Origin of the sequence: Marinobacter sp. C2H3, assembly GCF_037080155.1 — a bacterium.
Classification (GTDB): Bacteria; Pseudomonadota; Gammaproteobacteria; order Pseudomonadales; family Oleiphilaceae; genus Marinobacter.
In genome coordinates this window covers 820,860-835,100 of sequence record NZ_JBBBNZ010000001.1, presented here as the reverse complement: position 1 = coordinate 835,100, position 14,241 = coordinate 820,860, and the positions used below count along the sequence as shown (strand labels likewise).

The window sequence follows — 14,241 nt, the reverse complement described above, 5'->3', positions numbered from 1 at the left end:
CTTCCTTTGCAGAACCTTTACAGGCCGCTGACACCGGTTGACGCCACCCGGCGCTATGCTGGCCCCATCCGATTCACGGACCCAACCGCCCATAGGAGACACCCATGGCAACCACCAAACGCAACCTGATCACCGCCACCGCCCTCACTGCCGCGCTGCTGGCCGCCAGCCCCTTCGCCCTGGCCCACGAGCATGGAGACGGCGAACATGGCAAGCGCGACATGACCCAGCTCTGCGAACAGTACAAAGCCGGCACGGGCAAGTTCAGCCCTGAGGCCAAAGAGGCTCGCGAGGCAAAAATGGAGACATGGCGGGCCAAGGCCGACGCCCGTCATGAGGAGATGGCCAAGCGCCTGAAACTGAGCGATGAACAGCGCCAGATCTGGGACCAGATGCAAGCCGAACAGCGCCAGAAGCGCCAGGAGCGCATGGCCGCGTGGAAAGCCAAGATGGCCGAGCGCTGCGACGCTCCGGCACAGTAAGGGCGCAGGGGCCCGGCAAGAATTCTGGCCGGGCCCCGGTGATCAGCGTGGCCGATCTGACGTATGGTATGGCATGACATCCGAACTCAACGGTGATCCGCTGTTCTATGCCCAAACCCACGTCCGAACCCACGCCTTCATCGGCATCCGACGCCACGCCGAACGCGAGCCAGCCCCCCCAGGCCCTTCAGGTCACCACCCACAGCCGCTTCAGTGATCTGCCCCGGGCAGATTGGGAGCGGCTGGCAGGTACCGGTCACCCCTTCCTGCGCTACGAGTTCTTCCAGAGCCTGGAGGATGCTGGCTGCACCCGCGCCGAGACCGGCTGGCAGCCCTGCCACCTGGCCTTTTATCAACAGGGTCGCCCGGTGGGTTTCGCCCCTGCCTACCTGAAAACCCACTCCCGGGGCGAGTACGTGTTTGACTGGGCCTGGGCCGACGCCTACGAACGCTACGGCCAGCCCTACTACCCCAAGCTGTTGCTGGCGGTACCCTTCACCCCCTCCCAGGGGCCGCGCCTGCTCCTCGAACCGGCCCTGCGCGACCAGCTCCGGGGCGGACGGCTGCACAGCTTGCTGGACCGGGTAATGACCCAGATGGGCGCCCACTCCTGGCACCTGCTGTTCCCCAACGCCGACGACCAAGCCCTGCTGGACCACCCGGGCACCCTGCACCGTCTCGGCTGCCAGTTCCACTGGCACAACCGGGGCTACACCACCTTCGACGACTTCCTGGCGGCACTCACCTCCCGCAAGCGCAAATCGATCCGCAAGGAGCGCCAACAGGTGGCGGACATGGGCATCGGCTTTCGCCACGTCCACGGCCGGGACATCTCGGACACCGTGCTGAACCGGTTTTTCGTGTTCTACCAGGCCACCTACTACAAACGGAGCCAGCGCCCCTACCTGAACCGGGACTTCTTCGCCGCCCTACGGGATCGAATGCCCGAACACCTCCACCTGGTACTCGCCCTCCGGAACGGCGAGGTCATCGCCGGCGCCCTGTTCCTGGCCGGCGGCGACACCCTGTACGGCCGCTACTGGGGCTGCCTGGAGGAGTACCAGCATCTGCACTTTGAAACCTGTTACTACCAGGGCATCGAACTGGCCCTCACTCTCGGCCTGAGCCACTTCGACGCCGGCGCCCAGGGCGAACACAAACTGATCCGGGGCTTCGAGCCGCTGCTCACCCACTCCTGGCACGGCATCGAGCACCCCGGCTTCCGCGAGGCCATTGCCGACTTCGTTGACGACGAAGCCGACCAGGTCCGCCAGTACCTGGACCACGCCCGGGGCGCGCTGCCTTATCGGCAGGACGACTGAACAACAGACACCCTTAAGGACATCGCGATGATCAAACGCGTCCGTATCGGCCTGACCGCCCTGGTGGCCACCCTCGCTGTGCTCCTGGCCGGCCCTGCCCTGCTCGCCGCCGCCAGCCTGGGCGACGAACCCGCCAGCTGGCGCACCGCCAGCCGGGACAGCGCCGGCATTGCCCCGACACCGTCGGACGCCCCCGAAGCCGTGATTCAGGTCTATGGCGCCCGAACCTGGGGCTGGCGCGGCTACTTTGCCGTCCACACCTGGATTGCCACCAAGGAAGCGGGCGCCGACCACTACCGAGTCCACGAAGTCACCGGCTGGCGCCACTACGTGGTCAACTCCCGGCCCGACCTCCCCGACCGACGCTGGTACGGCGCCACACCCGAACTCTACGCCGACCTCCGCGGCCCCGACGCCGCCCGCCTGATCCCGGCCATCGAAAAAGCCGTTGCTGCTTATCCCTACGCCACGGAATACACCGCCTGGCCCGGGCCTAACAGCAACACCTTCACCGCCTGGGTGATCCGCGAGACCCCGGGCCTGGACGTGGCACTGCCCAATAACGCCATTGGCAAAGACTACCTGGGCGACCGCCTAGCCGCCCCTGTCCCCGGCGGAACCGGCTACCAGATCTCCCTCGGCGGCTACTTCGGTATTCTCGCCGGCGTCCGCGAAGGGCTCGAACTGAACCTGCTTGGCCTATCCGTGGGCGTGAATCCCCTGGCCCTGGGCATCAAACTCCCCGGTATTGGTGAACTGGCACTCAGATCGACAAACCCGATGGAAGGGCGAGAGGAAGGTGACGTGCAGTAGGTGCACAACCGATCAGGATTTAACAAGCGGTTGGAACGACAGGGAATTGTCCAAAAGGGTCGATAAGTAGGAGCGATATCCTCAACGTTCGACCAGCGCACCACCCAACCATCAGGCCAAAAGAAGGCTGCCTCAGGCCCCGAAGGCATATCTCACAGAGGCCGCCGCCACCAACCCCAGTGCAATGGCCGGCAACGGCCGATGCAGCACCAGCATCGCCACCGCCGTCGTCACCAACGCCGCCAGCGCGCCAAGGTCGCCGGCCACCGCCATCGGCACAATGATCGCAATCAGCACCGAACTGGCCATGGTCGTAATAAAACTTTCCACCCGCGGGCTGATGCGGACAAACGACATCGCAAACACCCCGCCAAACCGGGTCAGCAACGTCACCACCGTCATAATCGCGATCAGCGCCAGCACCCCCGCCGGCGTCGTCTCAATGCTCATCCGCGGCTCCCTGCATCGCCCCTTTCGACGGCCCTTGCTCCGTCCAGAACAGACCCACCACGCCGCCCGCCAGGGCTCCGGCCACCACATGCGTATTCGCCGGCAGCCAGCGCCAGGCGGCCAGGGACGCCAGCGCCGCCACCAGCCACGCCACCAGGATTCGGGGTGTCTTACGCCCACCCAGGGCCATCGCCAGCAAGAAGCAGCCCAGCACCATATCCAGCCCGAACGCCTTCGGATGCTGCAGCAGACCGCCAAAATACACCCCCAGGGACGTCCCCAGCGCCCAGGCCAGCCACAGCACCGCGCCGCCGCCCAGGATCACCTCCAGATTGCGGCGACCGTTCTGGTAATCCTGCGCCGCCACCGCCCAGTTCGCGTCCGTCAGCAACAGCAACAGCGCATATCGCTTACCCGGTGAGACCTCCCGCAGCATCGGGTAAAGGGCCGCTCCCATCAGCAGGTGCCGGGAATTGATCGCGAACACCACCGCCACCAGGGGCAGGATCGGCACCGTGGCGCCCCACAGATCCACCGCGGCGAACTGGGAGGCACCGGCAAACACCGCCACGCTCATCAGGATGGATTGCAGGGGCGACAGGCCATCCTGAACAGCGGCCAGGCCAAAGGCCATGCCGAACGCCACCACAAACAGGGAAATGGGCATGAGCCGGAAAAATTCCGAGCGGATTTTCCGGCGATCAAAACGGTAGGGGTAGGCGTCAGTTGTCATCTGCAGACGCTATGCCGAACAGACCCCATCGCGTATAGGTAGAAACCACCACGCACTGAGAGGGCCGTTTTTGGTTGACGTTCACGTAAACTTACTCTAGCGTATTTTTTGTCCACCCCCAAAAGGGCACCCCGACACCTCCGGGAAGGACAGCCATCGCCGGCCACAAGCCGGAGCGACAACAACAAGATGCCCCTGCCGCCGACAACCGGGCCGCGGGCGGCCAGGCTCAAGAGGGAAGCGTCATGAACGTGTTCAGCCACCCGGAATTTGATTTCCACGAACAGGTGTCGTTTGTCTGCGATGCCGAAACCGGCCTCCGCGCCATCGTTGCCATCCACAACACCTCCCGGGGCCCCGCCCTTGGCGGCTGCCGAATGTACCCCTACGCCAGCGACGACGACGCCCTGCGGGACGTGCTGCGCCTGTCCCGGGGCATGACCTACAAATCGGCCCTGGCCAACCTGGACTTGGGCGGCGGTAAATCCGTGATCATTGGCGACCCCCGCAAAGACAAGTCCGACGCCCTGCTGGCCGCCATGGGCCGCGCCCTGGAACGCCTGGGCGGGCACTATATCGCGGCCGAAGACTCCGGCACCAGCGTCCCGGACCTGAAAACCATGGGCCGGGAAACCCGGCACGTGGCCGGCATTGCCAGCCGTACCGGGTTTGACGGCCAGCCCAGCACCGGCGACCCGTCACCGGTGACTGCCTACGGTACCTTCATCGGCCTGAAGGCCGCCGTCAAACATCGCCTGGGCCTGGACGACCTTACGGGCCTGAAGGTGGCCATCCAGGGCGTTGGCAACGTCGGCTTCCGCCTCGCCCGTTACCTGCGGGAGTCGGGCGCCGAGCTGTGGGTGTACGACGTGCAGCCGGACAACCTTCGCCGCGCGGTGGACGAACTGGGTGCCCACGTGGCCAGCGCCGAGGACATCCTGGCCCTGCCGGTGGATGTGATTGCCCCTTGCGCCCTGGGGGCGGTGCTGAACGACCGAAGCATTCCCGCCATTCGCGCCGCCATTGTCGCCGGCGCGGCCAACAACCTGCTGGACCGCCCTGAACATGACCAGGCCCTCCAGCAGCGGGGCATCCTGTACGCGCCGGACTTTGCCATCAACGCCGGCGGCATCATCGACGTGTTCCACGAGCGGGCCGGCAGTTCACCCGAGACCATCCGGGCCCACGTGGACACCATCGGCGACACCCTGACCGAAATTTTCGAGCGGGCGGACCGCAGCGGCCGACCCACCGGCGAGATTGCCAACGCCCTGGCCGAAGAACGCTTCCGCAAACACCACCCGGCTTCCGATACGGCCCAGCGGCCGGTCGCCCGCGCCGGGTAACCCACGGCCGGACCCTCCGGCCACGCAGGCTGCCCGGCCCCTGGTTACCCCCTCTGCGGGCCGCGGCAGCGCTTTCCCTGACAACAACAAGTACTGCAGGAGATTGTTATGTCTGTGTCTTCCTCTGGCTCCACCACCCTCTCGGGCAGCACCGGCGCCGCCTCCGCCGGCCGCGGCCTCTGGTCGTCGCGCCTCGCCTTTGTTCTGGCCGCCACCGGCTCGGCGGTGGGCCTGGGCAACATCTGGAAGTTTCCCTACATCACCGGTGAGAACGGCGGCGGCGCCTTCGTGCTCATGTACCTGGTGTGCATTGCGGTGGTGGGCATTCCCATCATGATGGCGGAGGTGATGATCGGCCGCCGGGGCGGGCGCAGCCCGGTGAACAGCCTGAGGGCTATTGCCCGCAAGGACGGACTGAAACCGGCCTGGATGCTGGTGGGCGCCATCGGCATTCTCGCCGGCTTTCTGATCCTGTCGTTCTATTCGGTGATCGGCGGCTGGGCGATTTCCTACATCGGCACTGCCGCCAGCGGCCAACTCGCCGGCCAGTCGGCGGACGCCATCGGAGGCCTGTTCTCGGGTCTGCTGGCGAGCCCGGGCACGCTGCTGCTGTGGCACACCGTGTTCATGGTGCTTGTGATGGTGGTGGTGGCCAAAGGGGTAAAAGCCGGCCTGGAGCGGGCGGTGACCATCCTGATGCCGGCGCTGTTCGTGCTGCTGCTGATCATGGTGGGCTACGCCATGAACTCCGGCGCGTTTGCCCGGGGCGCGGCCTTCCTGTTTCAGCCGGATTTCTCGAAACTCTCCACCACCGGCCTTCTGGTGGCCCTGGGCCACGCCTTCTTCACCCTGAGCCTGGGCATGGCGGTGATGATGGCCTACGGCTCTTACCTGCCCAAGGGCGTGTCCATTGCCCGCACCTCCATCACCGTCTCGATCATTGATACCGTGGTGGCGCTGCTGGCCGGCCTGGCGATCTTCCCGGTGGTGTTCGCCAACGGCCTGGAGCCGGGCGCCGGCCCCGGCCTGATCTTCCAGACCCTGCCCCTGGCGTTCGGCCAGATGCCGGGCGGCAGCTTCTTTGGCACCCTGTTCTTCGTGCTCCTGCTGTTCGCCGCCTGGACCTCGGGCATTTCCCTGCTGGAGCCGATTGTGGAATGGCTGGAAGAGCGCAAGGGCATGAACCGTACCCTGAGCACGGTGATCTCTGGCACCGTGTGCTGGCTGCTGGGGATTGCCTCGATCCTGTCCCTGAACCTGTGGTCCGACGTGACGCCGATGAGTTTCATCCCGGCGTTGGAAGGCAAGACCATCTTTGATCTGCTGGACTTTCTGACCGCCAACATCCTGCTGCCTTTGGGCGGCCTGGCGGTGGCGGTGTTTGCCGGCTGGGTGATGTCCAAACCCGCCCTGGAGGCGGAGATGGCAATGTCGTCTTCCGCCTTCCGGCTGTGGTTCGTCACGGTGCGCTATGTGACGCCGGTGGCCGTGGCGGCCGTGTTCCTCTACAACCTGGTCTGACGCCAATCCGGCCAGGGAAGGCCGGAAGCTACAGCCGGGACAGCGCCACCGAGAGCGTTTCGGCAATCCGCGCGTTCAGCTTCACATCCACCAGATCCTCGGCCCGGGTGCGGCCCAAGTTGAGGGTGGCCATGGGTTTGCCCCACTCCCGCCCGTACCGGCAGAAGCGAAAGCCGGAATACACCATCAATGACGAGCCGATCACCAGCAGTCCGTCGCTCGCTTTGAGCGTCTCCAGGGCAGTGGTCACCCGGGTCTTGGGCACAAAATCCCCGAAGAACACGACGTCTGGCTTGAGGATACCGCCGCACTTGGGACAGTCCGCGATCCGGAAATCGTCAAAATCCACGTCCAGGTCCGCGTCGCCGTCCGGGGCCGTGCCGGCGGTGTAGCGCAGGAAGCCGGGGTTGAGGGTGGCACAGCGGTCGTGCACCTCGTCCCGGGGGCAGCGGTACTGGCAGCTCATGCAAAGCACTTCGTCCGCCCGGCCGTGCAGGTCCAGCACTCCGTGGGTGCCGGCTTTCTGGTGCAGCCGGTCCACGTTCTGGGTGACCACAAGGGCGCTGTGGTTCAGCAGTTCCAGCTCGGCGATGTGGCGGTGGGCGTCGTTGGGGGTGGCGTGGCGCATCACCGGCCAGCCGATCAGGCTGCGGCCCCAGTAACGGCGCCGGGTGGCGAGGCTGTCCATGAAGTCCCGGTGCTGCACCGGCTGTTTGCGTTTCCAGGCGCCGTCGCCGTCCCGGTAATCCGGGATGCCGGAATCGGTGCTGACGCCAGCGCCGGTGAGGATCAGCAGGCGCGGGTGGCGCTGGATAAACTCCGCCAGTGCGGCACCGGCGATCTCCGGCGCCTGCAGCACGGGTGGCTGGTCGGTCGCCGGCAGGCGCTGGCCGGCGCTGAACGGTCGGATTCGATGGGTGGTCACGGCTTCCTGGCTAGATACACGGTGTTGGTGGATTCTCGGTTCTGGAACGGGTTGTAGAAGGATACGACGTGGCAGGCCACGTCGATGAATTGTGCCCGCAGGACGGCCATGAAATCGGCGTCTTCGGGTTCGTTGGACCACATGGCAAAAATGCCCTGGGGCTTGAGGTGCCGGGCCATGCGGCCGATGTTGTCGACGGTGTAGAAGCTGGCGCTGGCGTCGTTGAGCAGTGCCCGCGGGGAGTGGTCGATGTCCAGGAGGATGGCGTCGATAGGCGCGGCCGGAGCGCCGGGGTCAAAGCCGCCAGTCTCGGGCTCGGCGAGGGCGAGATCAAAGAAGCTGCCGTGGATGTATCGTGCGCGGGGGTCGGCGGTGATCCCGGCGCCCAGGGGCACAAGGCCCTGCTGGTGCCAGCGGATGACGGGTTCGAGGTATTCGACGATCAGCAGTTCACCCACACGGTCGTGAGCCAGCGCCGCCCGGGCGGTGTAGCCGAGCCCGAGACCGCCGACCACCACGCGGAGGTTGTCGCCGTCGGTGGCGTTGATGCCGAGATCCGCGAGGGCGACTTCGGCATCCACAAACAGGCTGGACATGAGAAACTCTTCGCCCAGTTTCACCTCATAGATGTCCGAGTCGCCCAGGGCCGGGATGCGCCGGCGGCGAAGCGTGATTTCGCCGATTTCCGACGGCTGGCTGTCGATTTGTTCGAATAGCAGTCCCATGGAGTCTGGCCCTATCTTCGGTCATTCATTGTGGCGGCGAGTTGCCTCTCGCAGCCTGGTTGCTGGGAGTTTGGGCTGGTCGGGAGGGGCCGTTCAAAACCCGCTCCTTCGGCCGTCCATGGGCGCTTGAGCTCCGCCATCCATGGCTCCGCACAGTTTTGAACGGCCCCTCCCGACCAGCCCTTCCATTCACTCCATGATCGCACAGAGCGTTTACCCGAGGTTTTCTCGATAATTACGGCGGGCATTTTGGTGTGCTCGGCTTACGCTTTGATCGCCGCCAGCGTTTCCCGCATCTTGTCGGCGCCAATCCGAATCATCAACTCAATGTTCCGCTCCGGAATACCGTCGATGTCCGGATACCGCTCGATGGCCGCCTCCAGGCTGTCTTCCCGCAACAGGTGCAGCATCGGATACGGCGACCGGTTGGTGTAGTTCTCGGCGTCCTCCGGCTCGGTTTCCGCAAACTGGTAGTCCGGATGGAAGCTCGCAATCTGGTAAACGCCCTCAAGCTCAAGGTACGCCAACAGGCCGTCGGCGGCGTCGAGGAAGGCGTTGTAGTCGCTGAAGTCCGCCAGCAGGTGCGGGTGAATCAACAGCGTGGTTTCAATCTCCGGCTCGTCGTTCAGCCGCTGGAGTTCAGCGTGCAGAGCCTGGATCAGCTCGTCCTCGGTGGACGCGTCGGAGACGACAAACCGCACCGTCTCACGCACCAGTTCCCGCTTGGCAAACGGGCACAGGTTGTAACCCACTACGACCTCTTCTACCCAACGCCGCGTCGCAGAAACGATATTCGTCGCATTCATAATGCAATACCTTCGACTGAAAAAGAGGCAACCTCGAGGTCCGCGCAGGTGAGCGGGTAGGCCTTCCCAGAACCGGACCAATCCCAGGTCTGAGCGGCCGGGTGGGCGTGGCTTTCCAAAACTGTGCGGAGCCATGGATGGCGTAGCTCAAGCGCCCATGGATGGCCGAAGGAGCGGGTTTTGGAAAGCCACGCCCACCCGGCCGTACTCCCCGAATCCGCAGGCTACTCGTTTAAACTCAAAAGCCGGACTCAAAAATACCCAAGACTTCGAAGATAATCGTCGTAAGTCCCGCTGAAGTCCGTCACCCCATCCGCCTTCAACTCAATGATGCGGGTGGCCAGCGACGACACGAACGCCCGGTCGTGGCTGACAAAAATCAGCGTCCCCGGGTAATTCTCCAGCGCCAGGTTCAGCGCCTCAATGGACTCCATGTCCAGGTGGTTGGTCGGCTCATCCATCAGCATCACATTTGGCTTCTGCAGAATCAGCTTGCCGAACAGCATACGCCCCTGCTCGCCACCGGAAATCACCTTCACCGACTTGCCAATCTCATCGCCGGAAAACAGCATCCGCCCGAGCGTGCCCCGCACCAGCTGCTCGCCGCCCTTGGTCCACTGGGACATCCACTCCATCAGCGTATCGTCCGCGGCAAAATCCGCGGTGTGATCCTGCGCGAAATAGCCCACCTCCGCGCTGTCGGTCCACTTCACTTCCCCTTCATCCGGGGCAAACGCACCCGCCAGACACTGCAGCAGCGTGGTCTTGCCGATGCCGTTCGGGCCGATGATCGCCACCCGCTCGCCCGCCTCGATCTGCAGGTTCAGTTTGCGGAACAGCGGTTGACCGTCAAAACCCTTGGTCAGGTCCTTTACGGTGACCGCCTGCCGGTGCAGTTTCTTGCCCTGCTCAAAACGGATGAACGGGCTCACCCGGCTGGACGGCTTGACCTCTTCCAGCTGGATCTTGTCAATCTGCCGGGCCCGGGAGGTCGCCTGCTTGGCCTTGGAGGCGTTGGCGGAGAAGCGGCTGACGAACTGCTGCAGTTCGGCAATCTGCGCCTTCTTCTTCGCGTTGTCCGACAGCATACGCTCCCGGGCCTGGGTCGCGGCGGTCATGTACTCATCGTAATTGCCGGGGAACAGCCGCAGCTCGCCGTAGTCCAGGTCCGCCATGTGGGTGCACACGCTGTTCAGGAAGTGGCGGTCGTGGGAGATGATGATCATGGTGCTGTTGCGGGCTACCAGCACGCTTTCCAGCCAGCGGATGGTGTTGATGTCCAGGTGGTTGGTGGGCTCGTCCAGCAGCAGCACGTCCGGATCGGAGAACAGCGCCTGCGCCAGCAGCACCCGCAGCTTCCAGCCCGGCGCCAGGGCGCTCATCGGGCCGTTGTGTTCGTCGAGGGGGATCTCGAGGCCGAGCAGCAGCTCGCCCGCGCGGGATTCGGCGGTGTAGCCGTCCAGCTCGGCGAAGCGCACCTCCAGGTCCGCCACCGCCATGCCGTCTTCCTCGCTCATTTCCGCCAAGCCATAGATGCGGTCCCGCTCCTTCTTGACCTGCCACAGCTCCTCGTGGCCCATGATCACGGTGTCCATCACCGTGCAGTCCTCATAGGCGAACTGGTCCTGGCGCAGCTTGCCCAGGCGGGTGTTGGGTTCGAGCATGACCTGGCCGGCGGTGGGCTCCAGATCGCCACCGAGGATTTTCATCAGGGTGGACTTGCCGCAGCCGTTGGCGCCAATCAGGCCGTAGCGGTTGCCGTTCCCGAACTTGGCGGATACGTTTTCAAACAGGGGCCGGGCCCCGAACTGCATGGTAATGTTGGCGGTGGAAATCAAGCGACAGACCTTTCACGGTGGCTCCGGCCCGGGGCCGGCAAAATGGAAGCCGGCATTGTACAGATTTGCCGCGCCTCTGAGACCACCGGAAAAACACGGACACAAAGGGCTTGCCTCAATCCGCCCCGGCGGGCAGCATTCCACCACGCCGGGCGCGAGCGCCCGATTCGTCAGCCACATGAAAGAGGAACAACCCATGGCACAGGCAACCGCACGTCATATTCTGGTCGACAGCGAAGCGAAGTGCGAAGAACTCAAAGCCGCCATCGAGGGTGGCCAGGACTTCGCCGAGGTCGCGCGCCAGCACTCGTCCTGCCCGTCCGGCCGCAACGGCGGCGACCTGGGCAGCTTCGGCCCCGGCCAGATGGTGCCCGAGTTCGACAAAGCCGTGTTCAACAGCGAGCTGAACACGGTGATCGGCCCCGTGAAAACCCAGTTTGGCTACCACCTGCTGGAAGTGACCTCCCGCAGCTAAAAGGCCCCGCCTTTTTCCCGGGCCAAGTCAGTTCCCTGACGACAGCCCGGGCGTCAACATCCTCGACATCTGCTTACCCAGCTCGGTGACCGGTTCGGTAATGGCCTGCTGGATGCTGCCCGTCACCTCCCGCGTGAACGCCGAGCCCGCGTCACTCTCCAGGAACGCCAGATACAGGCCCAGTTCCTGATTACTGAACGACTGATAGGTGTAGAGATAGGTGTCGTACACCTGCTGACCCACCACCCCGCGCAGGGCCGGACGCTGGGCTTCCAGGGTGCTCCGGGTCTGCTCCGGCGTAACGGGTTCGCCCCGAAGTGCGGACAACGCGCTCGACAGACTCAGCTGCAGGGCAATAGCGGTATCAACCGCACTTTCCGTGGCCCGGGACGCCCGATCAAACCGGTCGAACAGGCGGGCCCGCTCGGTGCCCTGGTACTTTTTGTTCAACGCTGCCGCCTGGCTCTGGATGGTGGGCCACGCCGCCGGCGCGGAGGCGGCTATCTCAGCCTTCGCGATGCGGCCCGCCAGCGGCGTGTCGTACCACTGTTTGACCGCATCCAGCTGCGCATCGGTCAGGTTCTGGTCGAGGTTATCGACAATACGGCGGTTGATGTCCTCGGCCTTCACGTTGGCGCTGATCATGCGCCCGAGGGTATCCGCGACCATTTCCGGCACCTGAGCGTTCTGCACCAACCCATCCCGGATGCCCTGGCTCATCATGGCCGGGTACTGGGCCACGATATCGTCCACCGGCGACGCGGTCAGAGCCTGTTGTGCAGGGGTGGCCGGTGCCGTCGCGGCCGATGCCGTGGTGGTCGGCGCAGTTGCGGCGGCCGCCAGCAGTGGGCCGGCGTTGGCGGTCAGCGAGAGGGCTAAAAGAGGTTTAACTAGGGTGCTCCACCGCATGTGTCTATCCTTTTCGTTCAAATGCCTGCCCGAAATGCCGGGCGTTCGGCCTGTTTATGTCACGGCCGGCGGCCGGCAGCAAGGGTTCAGGGGCCGGTTCAGATGACGGTTTGGTAGGAATGGCAGCACGATCACCGAAACGGCAACGAAATCAGCAGCGACGCCGATGGCGGCAGCGGTTGCAGTGGACGCTGCTGCCGGCGCTGGGTGTGGTGGTGGCCGTGTGGGCGACCCTGCGTTTGAGCCTTCTGGAGCCGGGACCGCCGGCCAACCCGGACAATCTGTGCGAGGTGTTCCGGGAGCACACGGCCTGGTACGACGCCGCTCGGCAGTCACAGGATCGTTGGGGCACACCCATCGCCACCCAGATGGCCTTTGTGTACTACGAATCGTCGTTTCAAAGCCACGCCCGGCCGCCCCGTTCGAAGCTCTGGGGGCTGATTCCCTGGACCCGGCCCTCGTCCGCGTTTGGCTATGTACAGGCCCTGGACCCGGCCTGGCAGGAGTACGTGCGGGCCGTCGATGGAGGCTGGCTGACGGTGCGCTCGAACATGGTGTACGCGTTGGATTTCGTCGGCTGGTACAACCACCTCAGCCACACCCGCCTGGGCATTCCCCTGACCGATCCGAGGCGGCTGTACCTGGCTTACCACGAAGGCCGGGGCGGTTATGAGGCGGGGAGCCACGCGGCCAAACCGGCGATCCGCTCGCTGGCCACCCGGGTGCGTAACCGAGCGTTCCGGTACGATAACCAGCTGCAACAGTGCGAGCAGGAATTCCAGTGCTGGCGCTGGTATCAGGTGTGGCCGTTCTGCAGTACCGACGAGGGCTAGCCACCCTCCCCGGTCTTCCGACCTCAGCAGAGCGGGGCGACGCCGGGGTTCACAGCGAGGCGCTCAGCTCGATGGCCGGTTCCAGCGCCCGCAACCGCTCCACCAGGAACTCCATCGCGATGCGCACCCGGGCCATCTGCTGGGTGTCCTGGTTCACGTGCAGCCACAGGTCCACGCTTTCCCCGTCCAGGGGATCGGACAGCCTGCGCAGTTCCTTCGCGGATTCGCCGACGTAGCAGGGCAGCACCGCCAGCCCGGCCCCCGCTCGGGCCAGGGCCACCATCGACTGCAGGCTGTTGCAGCGGATGACTGACGTCACGTTCTTCAACTGGCGCCGGTACCATCGGCCGGTGGCCAAATGGCTGAAGGTGTCGTCCGGCACAATCCACTGGCAACCCTCCGGGCGGTTTTCCACGTCCATGTTCCGGTTACGCCGGCAGTAGCGCGCGGCGCCGTACACCGCCGAGTCGATGGCGGCAATCCGCTCCCCTTCCAGGGTCGCCTGGGGCTTGTTTTCCAGCCGCAAGGTCAGGTCAGGCTCCCGGTGGCTCAGGTTGGCCACATCGTTGTCGGTGAGCACTTCCAGCTCAATCTCGGGAAACGTCCGCACCAGCTCAGAGAGAATCGGGCCGACCAGGTGCGCCATCAGCACATCCTCCAGGGCGATCCGGACCTTTCCCACTGGCGCGGCGTCATCGCCCAGCAGCTTGCGCTCCAGATTGTCCATATCCGTGGCCAGGCGCTCGGCTTCCCGGAACGCCATTTCACCCACCGGGGTGAGCTGCAAACCGCTTGGCTGACGGTCGAAGAACTGAACGCCCATCGCCTCTTCCATCTGGTCCAGACGCCGCAACACGGTGGTCTGGTGCACACCCAGTAATTCTCCGGCTTTTGCAAAGGTGCCGCCTATTGCAAGTGCCCTCAGATATCGAAGATAATCCCAGTCCATAATCACTGCATATTTGCAACAAGGGTACGAAGTTTACCGTATTTGAACTGCAAAAACGTACCGCTAGAATGTGTAGTAAATGAGAGAGAGACCAAACACAGGCCCGCCCTCTCA

Annotated in this window: 15 protein-coding genes; 7 read left to right on the top strand and 8 right to left on the bottom strand. The window is 64.6% G+C overall.

Annotation, left to right across the window (positions count from 1 at the left end; genetic code table 11):
* Positions 1 to 104: 104 nt before the first annotated feature.
* The 3 genes from V3388_RS03680 (at position 105) to V3388_RS03670 (ending at position 2,617) form a co-directional block, all read left to right on the top strand.
* Positions 105 to 482 carry a hypothetical protein gene (locus tag V3388_RS03680; protein WP_336366164.1) on the top strand — a complete coding sequence of 126 codons (378 nt, stop codon included), beginning with the start codon at positions 105 to 107 and terminating at the stop codon, positions 480 to 482.
* 107 nt (positions 483 to 589) lie between these two features.
* Entirely contained in the window at positions 590 to 1,804 is a 1,215-nt protein-coding gene (locus V3388_RS03675; RefSeq protein WP_336366163.1) for a GNAT family N-acetyltransferase, read from the top strand.
* 27 nt (positions 1,805 to 1,831) lie between these two features.
* Positions 1,832 to 2,617, top strand: coding sequence for a DUF3750 domain-containing protein (locus V3388_RS03670; RefSeq protein WP_336366162.1), 786 nt, complete (start codon positions 1,832 to 1,834; stop codon positions 2,615 to 2,617).
* 132 nt (positions 2,618 to 2,749) lie between these two features.
* Here the strand turns inward: V3388_RS03670 and V3388_RS03665 are convergent, their stop codons facing one another.
* Together V3388_RS03665 and V3388_RS03660 are read right to left on the bottom strand one after the other, a co-directional pair.
* Positions 2,750 to 3,067 (bottom strand): AzlD family protein, encoded by a 318-nt coding sequence (locus V3388_RS03665; protein WP_336366161.1) that lies wholly within the window; start codon positions 3,065 to 3,067, stop codon positions 2,750 to 2,752.
* Positions 3,057 to 3,800 carry an AzlC family ABC transporter permease gene (locus V3388_RS03660; RefSeq protein ID WP_336366160.1) on the bottom strand — a complete coding sequence of 248 codons (744 nt, stop codon included), beginning with the start codon at positions 3,798 to 3,800 and terminating at the stop codon, positions 3,057 to 3,059. The genes V3388_RS03665 and V3388_RS03660 overlap by 11 nt, the downstream gene beginning before the upstream one ends.
* Positions 3,801 to 4,045: 245 nt before the next feature.
* On the opposite strand from V3388_RS03660, the gene V3388_RS03655 reads away from it, so the two are divergent.
* Positions 4,046 to 5,146 carry a Glu/Leu/Phe/Val family dehydrogenase gene (locus V3388_RS03655; RefSeq protein ID WP_336366159.1) on the top strand — a complete coding sequence of 367 codons (1,101 nt, stop codon included), beginning with the start codon at positions 4,046 to 4,048 and terminating at the stop codon, positions 5,144 to 5,146.
* Between the two features lie 108 nt (positions 5,147 to 5,254).
* A complete protein-coding gene (locus V3388_RS03650) occupies positions 5,255 to 6,667 on the top strand; it encodes a sodium-dependent transporter (protein ID WP_336366158.1) in 1,413 nt (470 codons plus the stop codon).
* Between the two features lie 28 nt (positions 6,668 to 6,695).
* Here the strand turns inward: V3388_RS03650 and V3388_RS03645 are convergent, their stop codons facing one another.
* The 4 genes from V3388_RS03645 to V3388_RS03630 form a co-directional block, all read right to left on the bottom strand.
* Positions 6,696 to 7,592, bottom strand: a complete 897-nt coding sequence (locus V3388_RS03645; RefSeq protein WP_336366157.1) for an NAD-dependent protein deacetylase — start codon at positions 7,590 to 7,592, stop codon at positions 6,696 to 6,698.
* Positions 7,589 to 8,317 carry a spermidine synthase gene (locus V3388_RS03640; RefSeq protein ID WP_336366156.1) on the bottom strand — a complete coding sequence of 243 codons (729 nt, stop codon included), beginning with the start codon at positions 8,315 to 8,317 and terminating at the stop codon, positions 7,589 to 7,591. Before V3388_RS03640 ends, V3388_RS03645 begins: the two co-directional genes overlap by 4 nt.
* A 263-nt stretch (positions 8,318 to 8,580) precedes the next feature.
* The gene (locus V3388_RS03635) at positions 8,581 to 9,123 is read right to left on the bottom strand and encodes a DUF1415 domain-containing protein (RefSeq protein ID WP_336366155.1); all 543 of its coding nucleotides are present in this window, start codon (positions 9,121 to 9,123) and stop codon (positions 8,581 to 8,583) included.
* Positions 9,124 to 9,374: 251 nt separating this feature from the next.
* Entirely contained in the window at positions 9,375 to 10,961 is a 1,587-nt protein-coding gene (locus V3388_RS03630; RefSeq protein WP_336366154.1) for an ABC-F family ATPase, read from the bottom strand.
* A 178-nt stretch (positions 10,962 to 11,139) separates the two neighbouring features.
* Between V3388_RS03630 and V3388_RS03625 the strand changes: the two genes are divergently transcribed.
* Positions 11,140 to 11,436 (top strand): peptidylprolyl isomerase, encoded by a 297-nt coding sequence (locus V3388_RS03625; RefSeq protein ID WP_336366153.1) that lies wholly within the window; start codon positions 11,140 to 11,142, stop codon positions 11,434 to 11,436.
* Positions 11,437 to 11,463: 27 nt separating this feature from the next.
* On the opposite strand, the gene V3388_RS03620 is transcribed toward V3388_RS03625, so the two are convergent.
* On the bottom strand, positions 11,464 to 12,345 hold the full coding sequence (locus V3388_RS03620; RefSeq protein ID WP_336366152.1) for a DUF2059 domain-containing protein: 882 nt from the start codon (positions 12,343 to 12,345) through the stop codon (positions 11,464 to 11,466).
* A gap of 119 nt (positions 12,346 to 12,464) precedes the next feature.
* On the opposite strand from V3388_RS03620, the gene V3388_RS03615 reads away from it, so the two are divergent.
* Positions 12,465 to 13,178 carry a transglycosylase SLT domain-containing protein gene (locus V3388_RS03615; protein WP_336366151.1) on the top strand — a complete coding sequence of 238 codons (714 nt, stop codon included), beginning with the start codon at positions 12,465 to 12,467 and terminating at the stop codon, positions 13,176 to 13,178.
* A 49-nt stretch (positions 13,179 to 13,227) separates the two neighbouring features.
* Here V3388_RS03615 and V3388_RS03610 read toward each other — a convergent pair whose 3' ends face one another.
* Complete coding sequence (locus tag V3388_RS03610; protein ID WP_336366150.1) at positions 13,228 to 14,127, bottom strand: LysR family transcriptional regulator; 900 nt, start codon at positions 14,125 to 14,127, stop codon at positions 13,228 to 13,230.
* Positions 14,128 to 14,241: the final 114 nt, after the last annotated feature.

Bases quoted from the DNA above. Each gene is read 5' to 3' on its own strand.
- V3388_RS03680 (WP_336366164.1), top strand. From the start codon at position 105: ATGGCAACCACCAAACGCAACCTGATCACCGCCACCGCCCTCACTGCC.
- V3388_RS03675 (WP_336366163.1), top strand. From the start codon at position 590: ATGCCCAAACCCACGTCCGAACCCACGCCTTCATCGGCATCCGACGCC.
- V3388_RS03670 (WP_336366162.1), top strand. From the start codon at position 1,832: ATGATCAAACGCGTCCGTATCGGCCTGACCGCCCTGGTGGCCACCCTC.
- V3388_RS03665 (WP_336366161.1), bottom strand. From the start codon at position 3,067: ATGAGCATTGAGACGACGCCGGCGGGGGTGCTGGCGCTGATCGCGATT.
- V3388_RS03660 (WP_336366160.1), bottom strand. From the start codon at position 3,800: ATGACAACTGACGCCTACCCCTACCGTTTTGATCGCCGGAAAATCCGC.
- V3388_RS03655 (WP_336366159.1), top strand. From the start codon at position 4,046: ATGAACGTGTTCAGCCACCCGGAATTTGATTTCCACGAACAGGTGTCG.
- V3388_RS03650 (WP_336366158.1), top strand. From the start codon at position 5,255: ATGTCTGTGTCTTCCTCTGGCTCCACCACCCTCTCGGGCAGCACCGGC.
- V3388_RS03640 (WP_336366156.1), bottom strand. From the start codon at position 8,317: ATGGGACTGCTATTCGAACAAATCGACAGCCAGCCGTCGGAAATCGGC.
- V3388_RS03635 (WP_336366155.1), bottom strand. From the start codon at position 9,123: ATGAATGCGACGAATATCGTTTCTGCGACGCGGCGTTGGGTAGAAGAG.
- V3388_RS03625 (WP_336366153.1), top strand. From the start codon at position 11,140: ATGAAAGAGGAACAACCCATGGCACAGGCAACCGCACGTCATATTCTG.
- V3388_RS03620 (WP_336366152.1), bottom strand. From the start codon at position 12,345: ATGCGGTGGAGCACCCTAGTTAAACCTCTTTTAGCCCTCTCGCTGACC.
- V3388_RS03615 (WP_336366151.1), top strand. From the start codon at position 12,465: ATGGCAGCACGATCACCGAAACGGCAACGAAATCAGCAGCGACGCCGA.
- V3388_RS03610 (WP_336366150.1), bottom strand. From the start codon at position 14,127: ATGGACTGGGATTATCTTCGATATCTGAGGGCACTTGCAATAGGCGGC.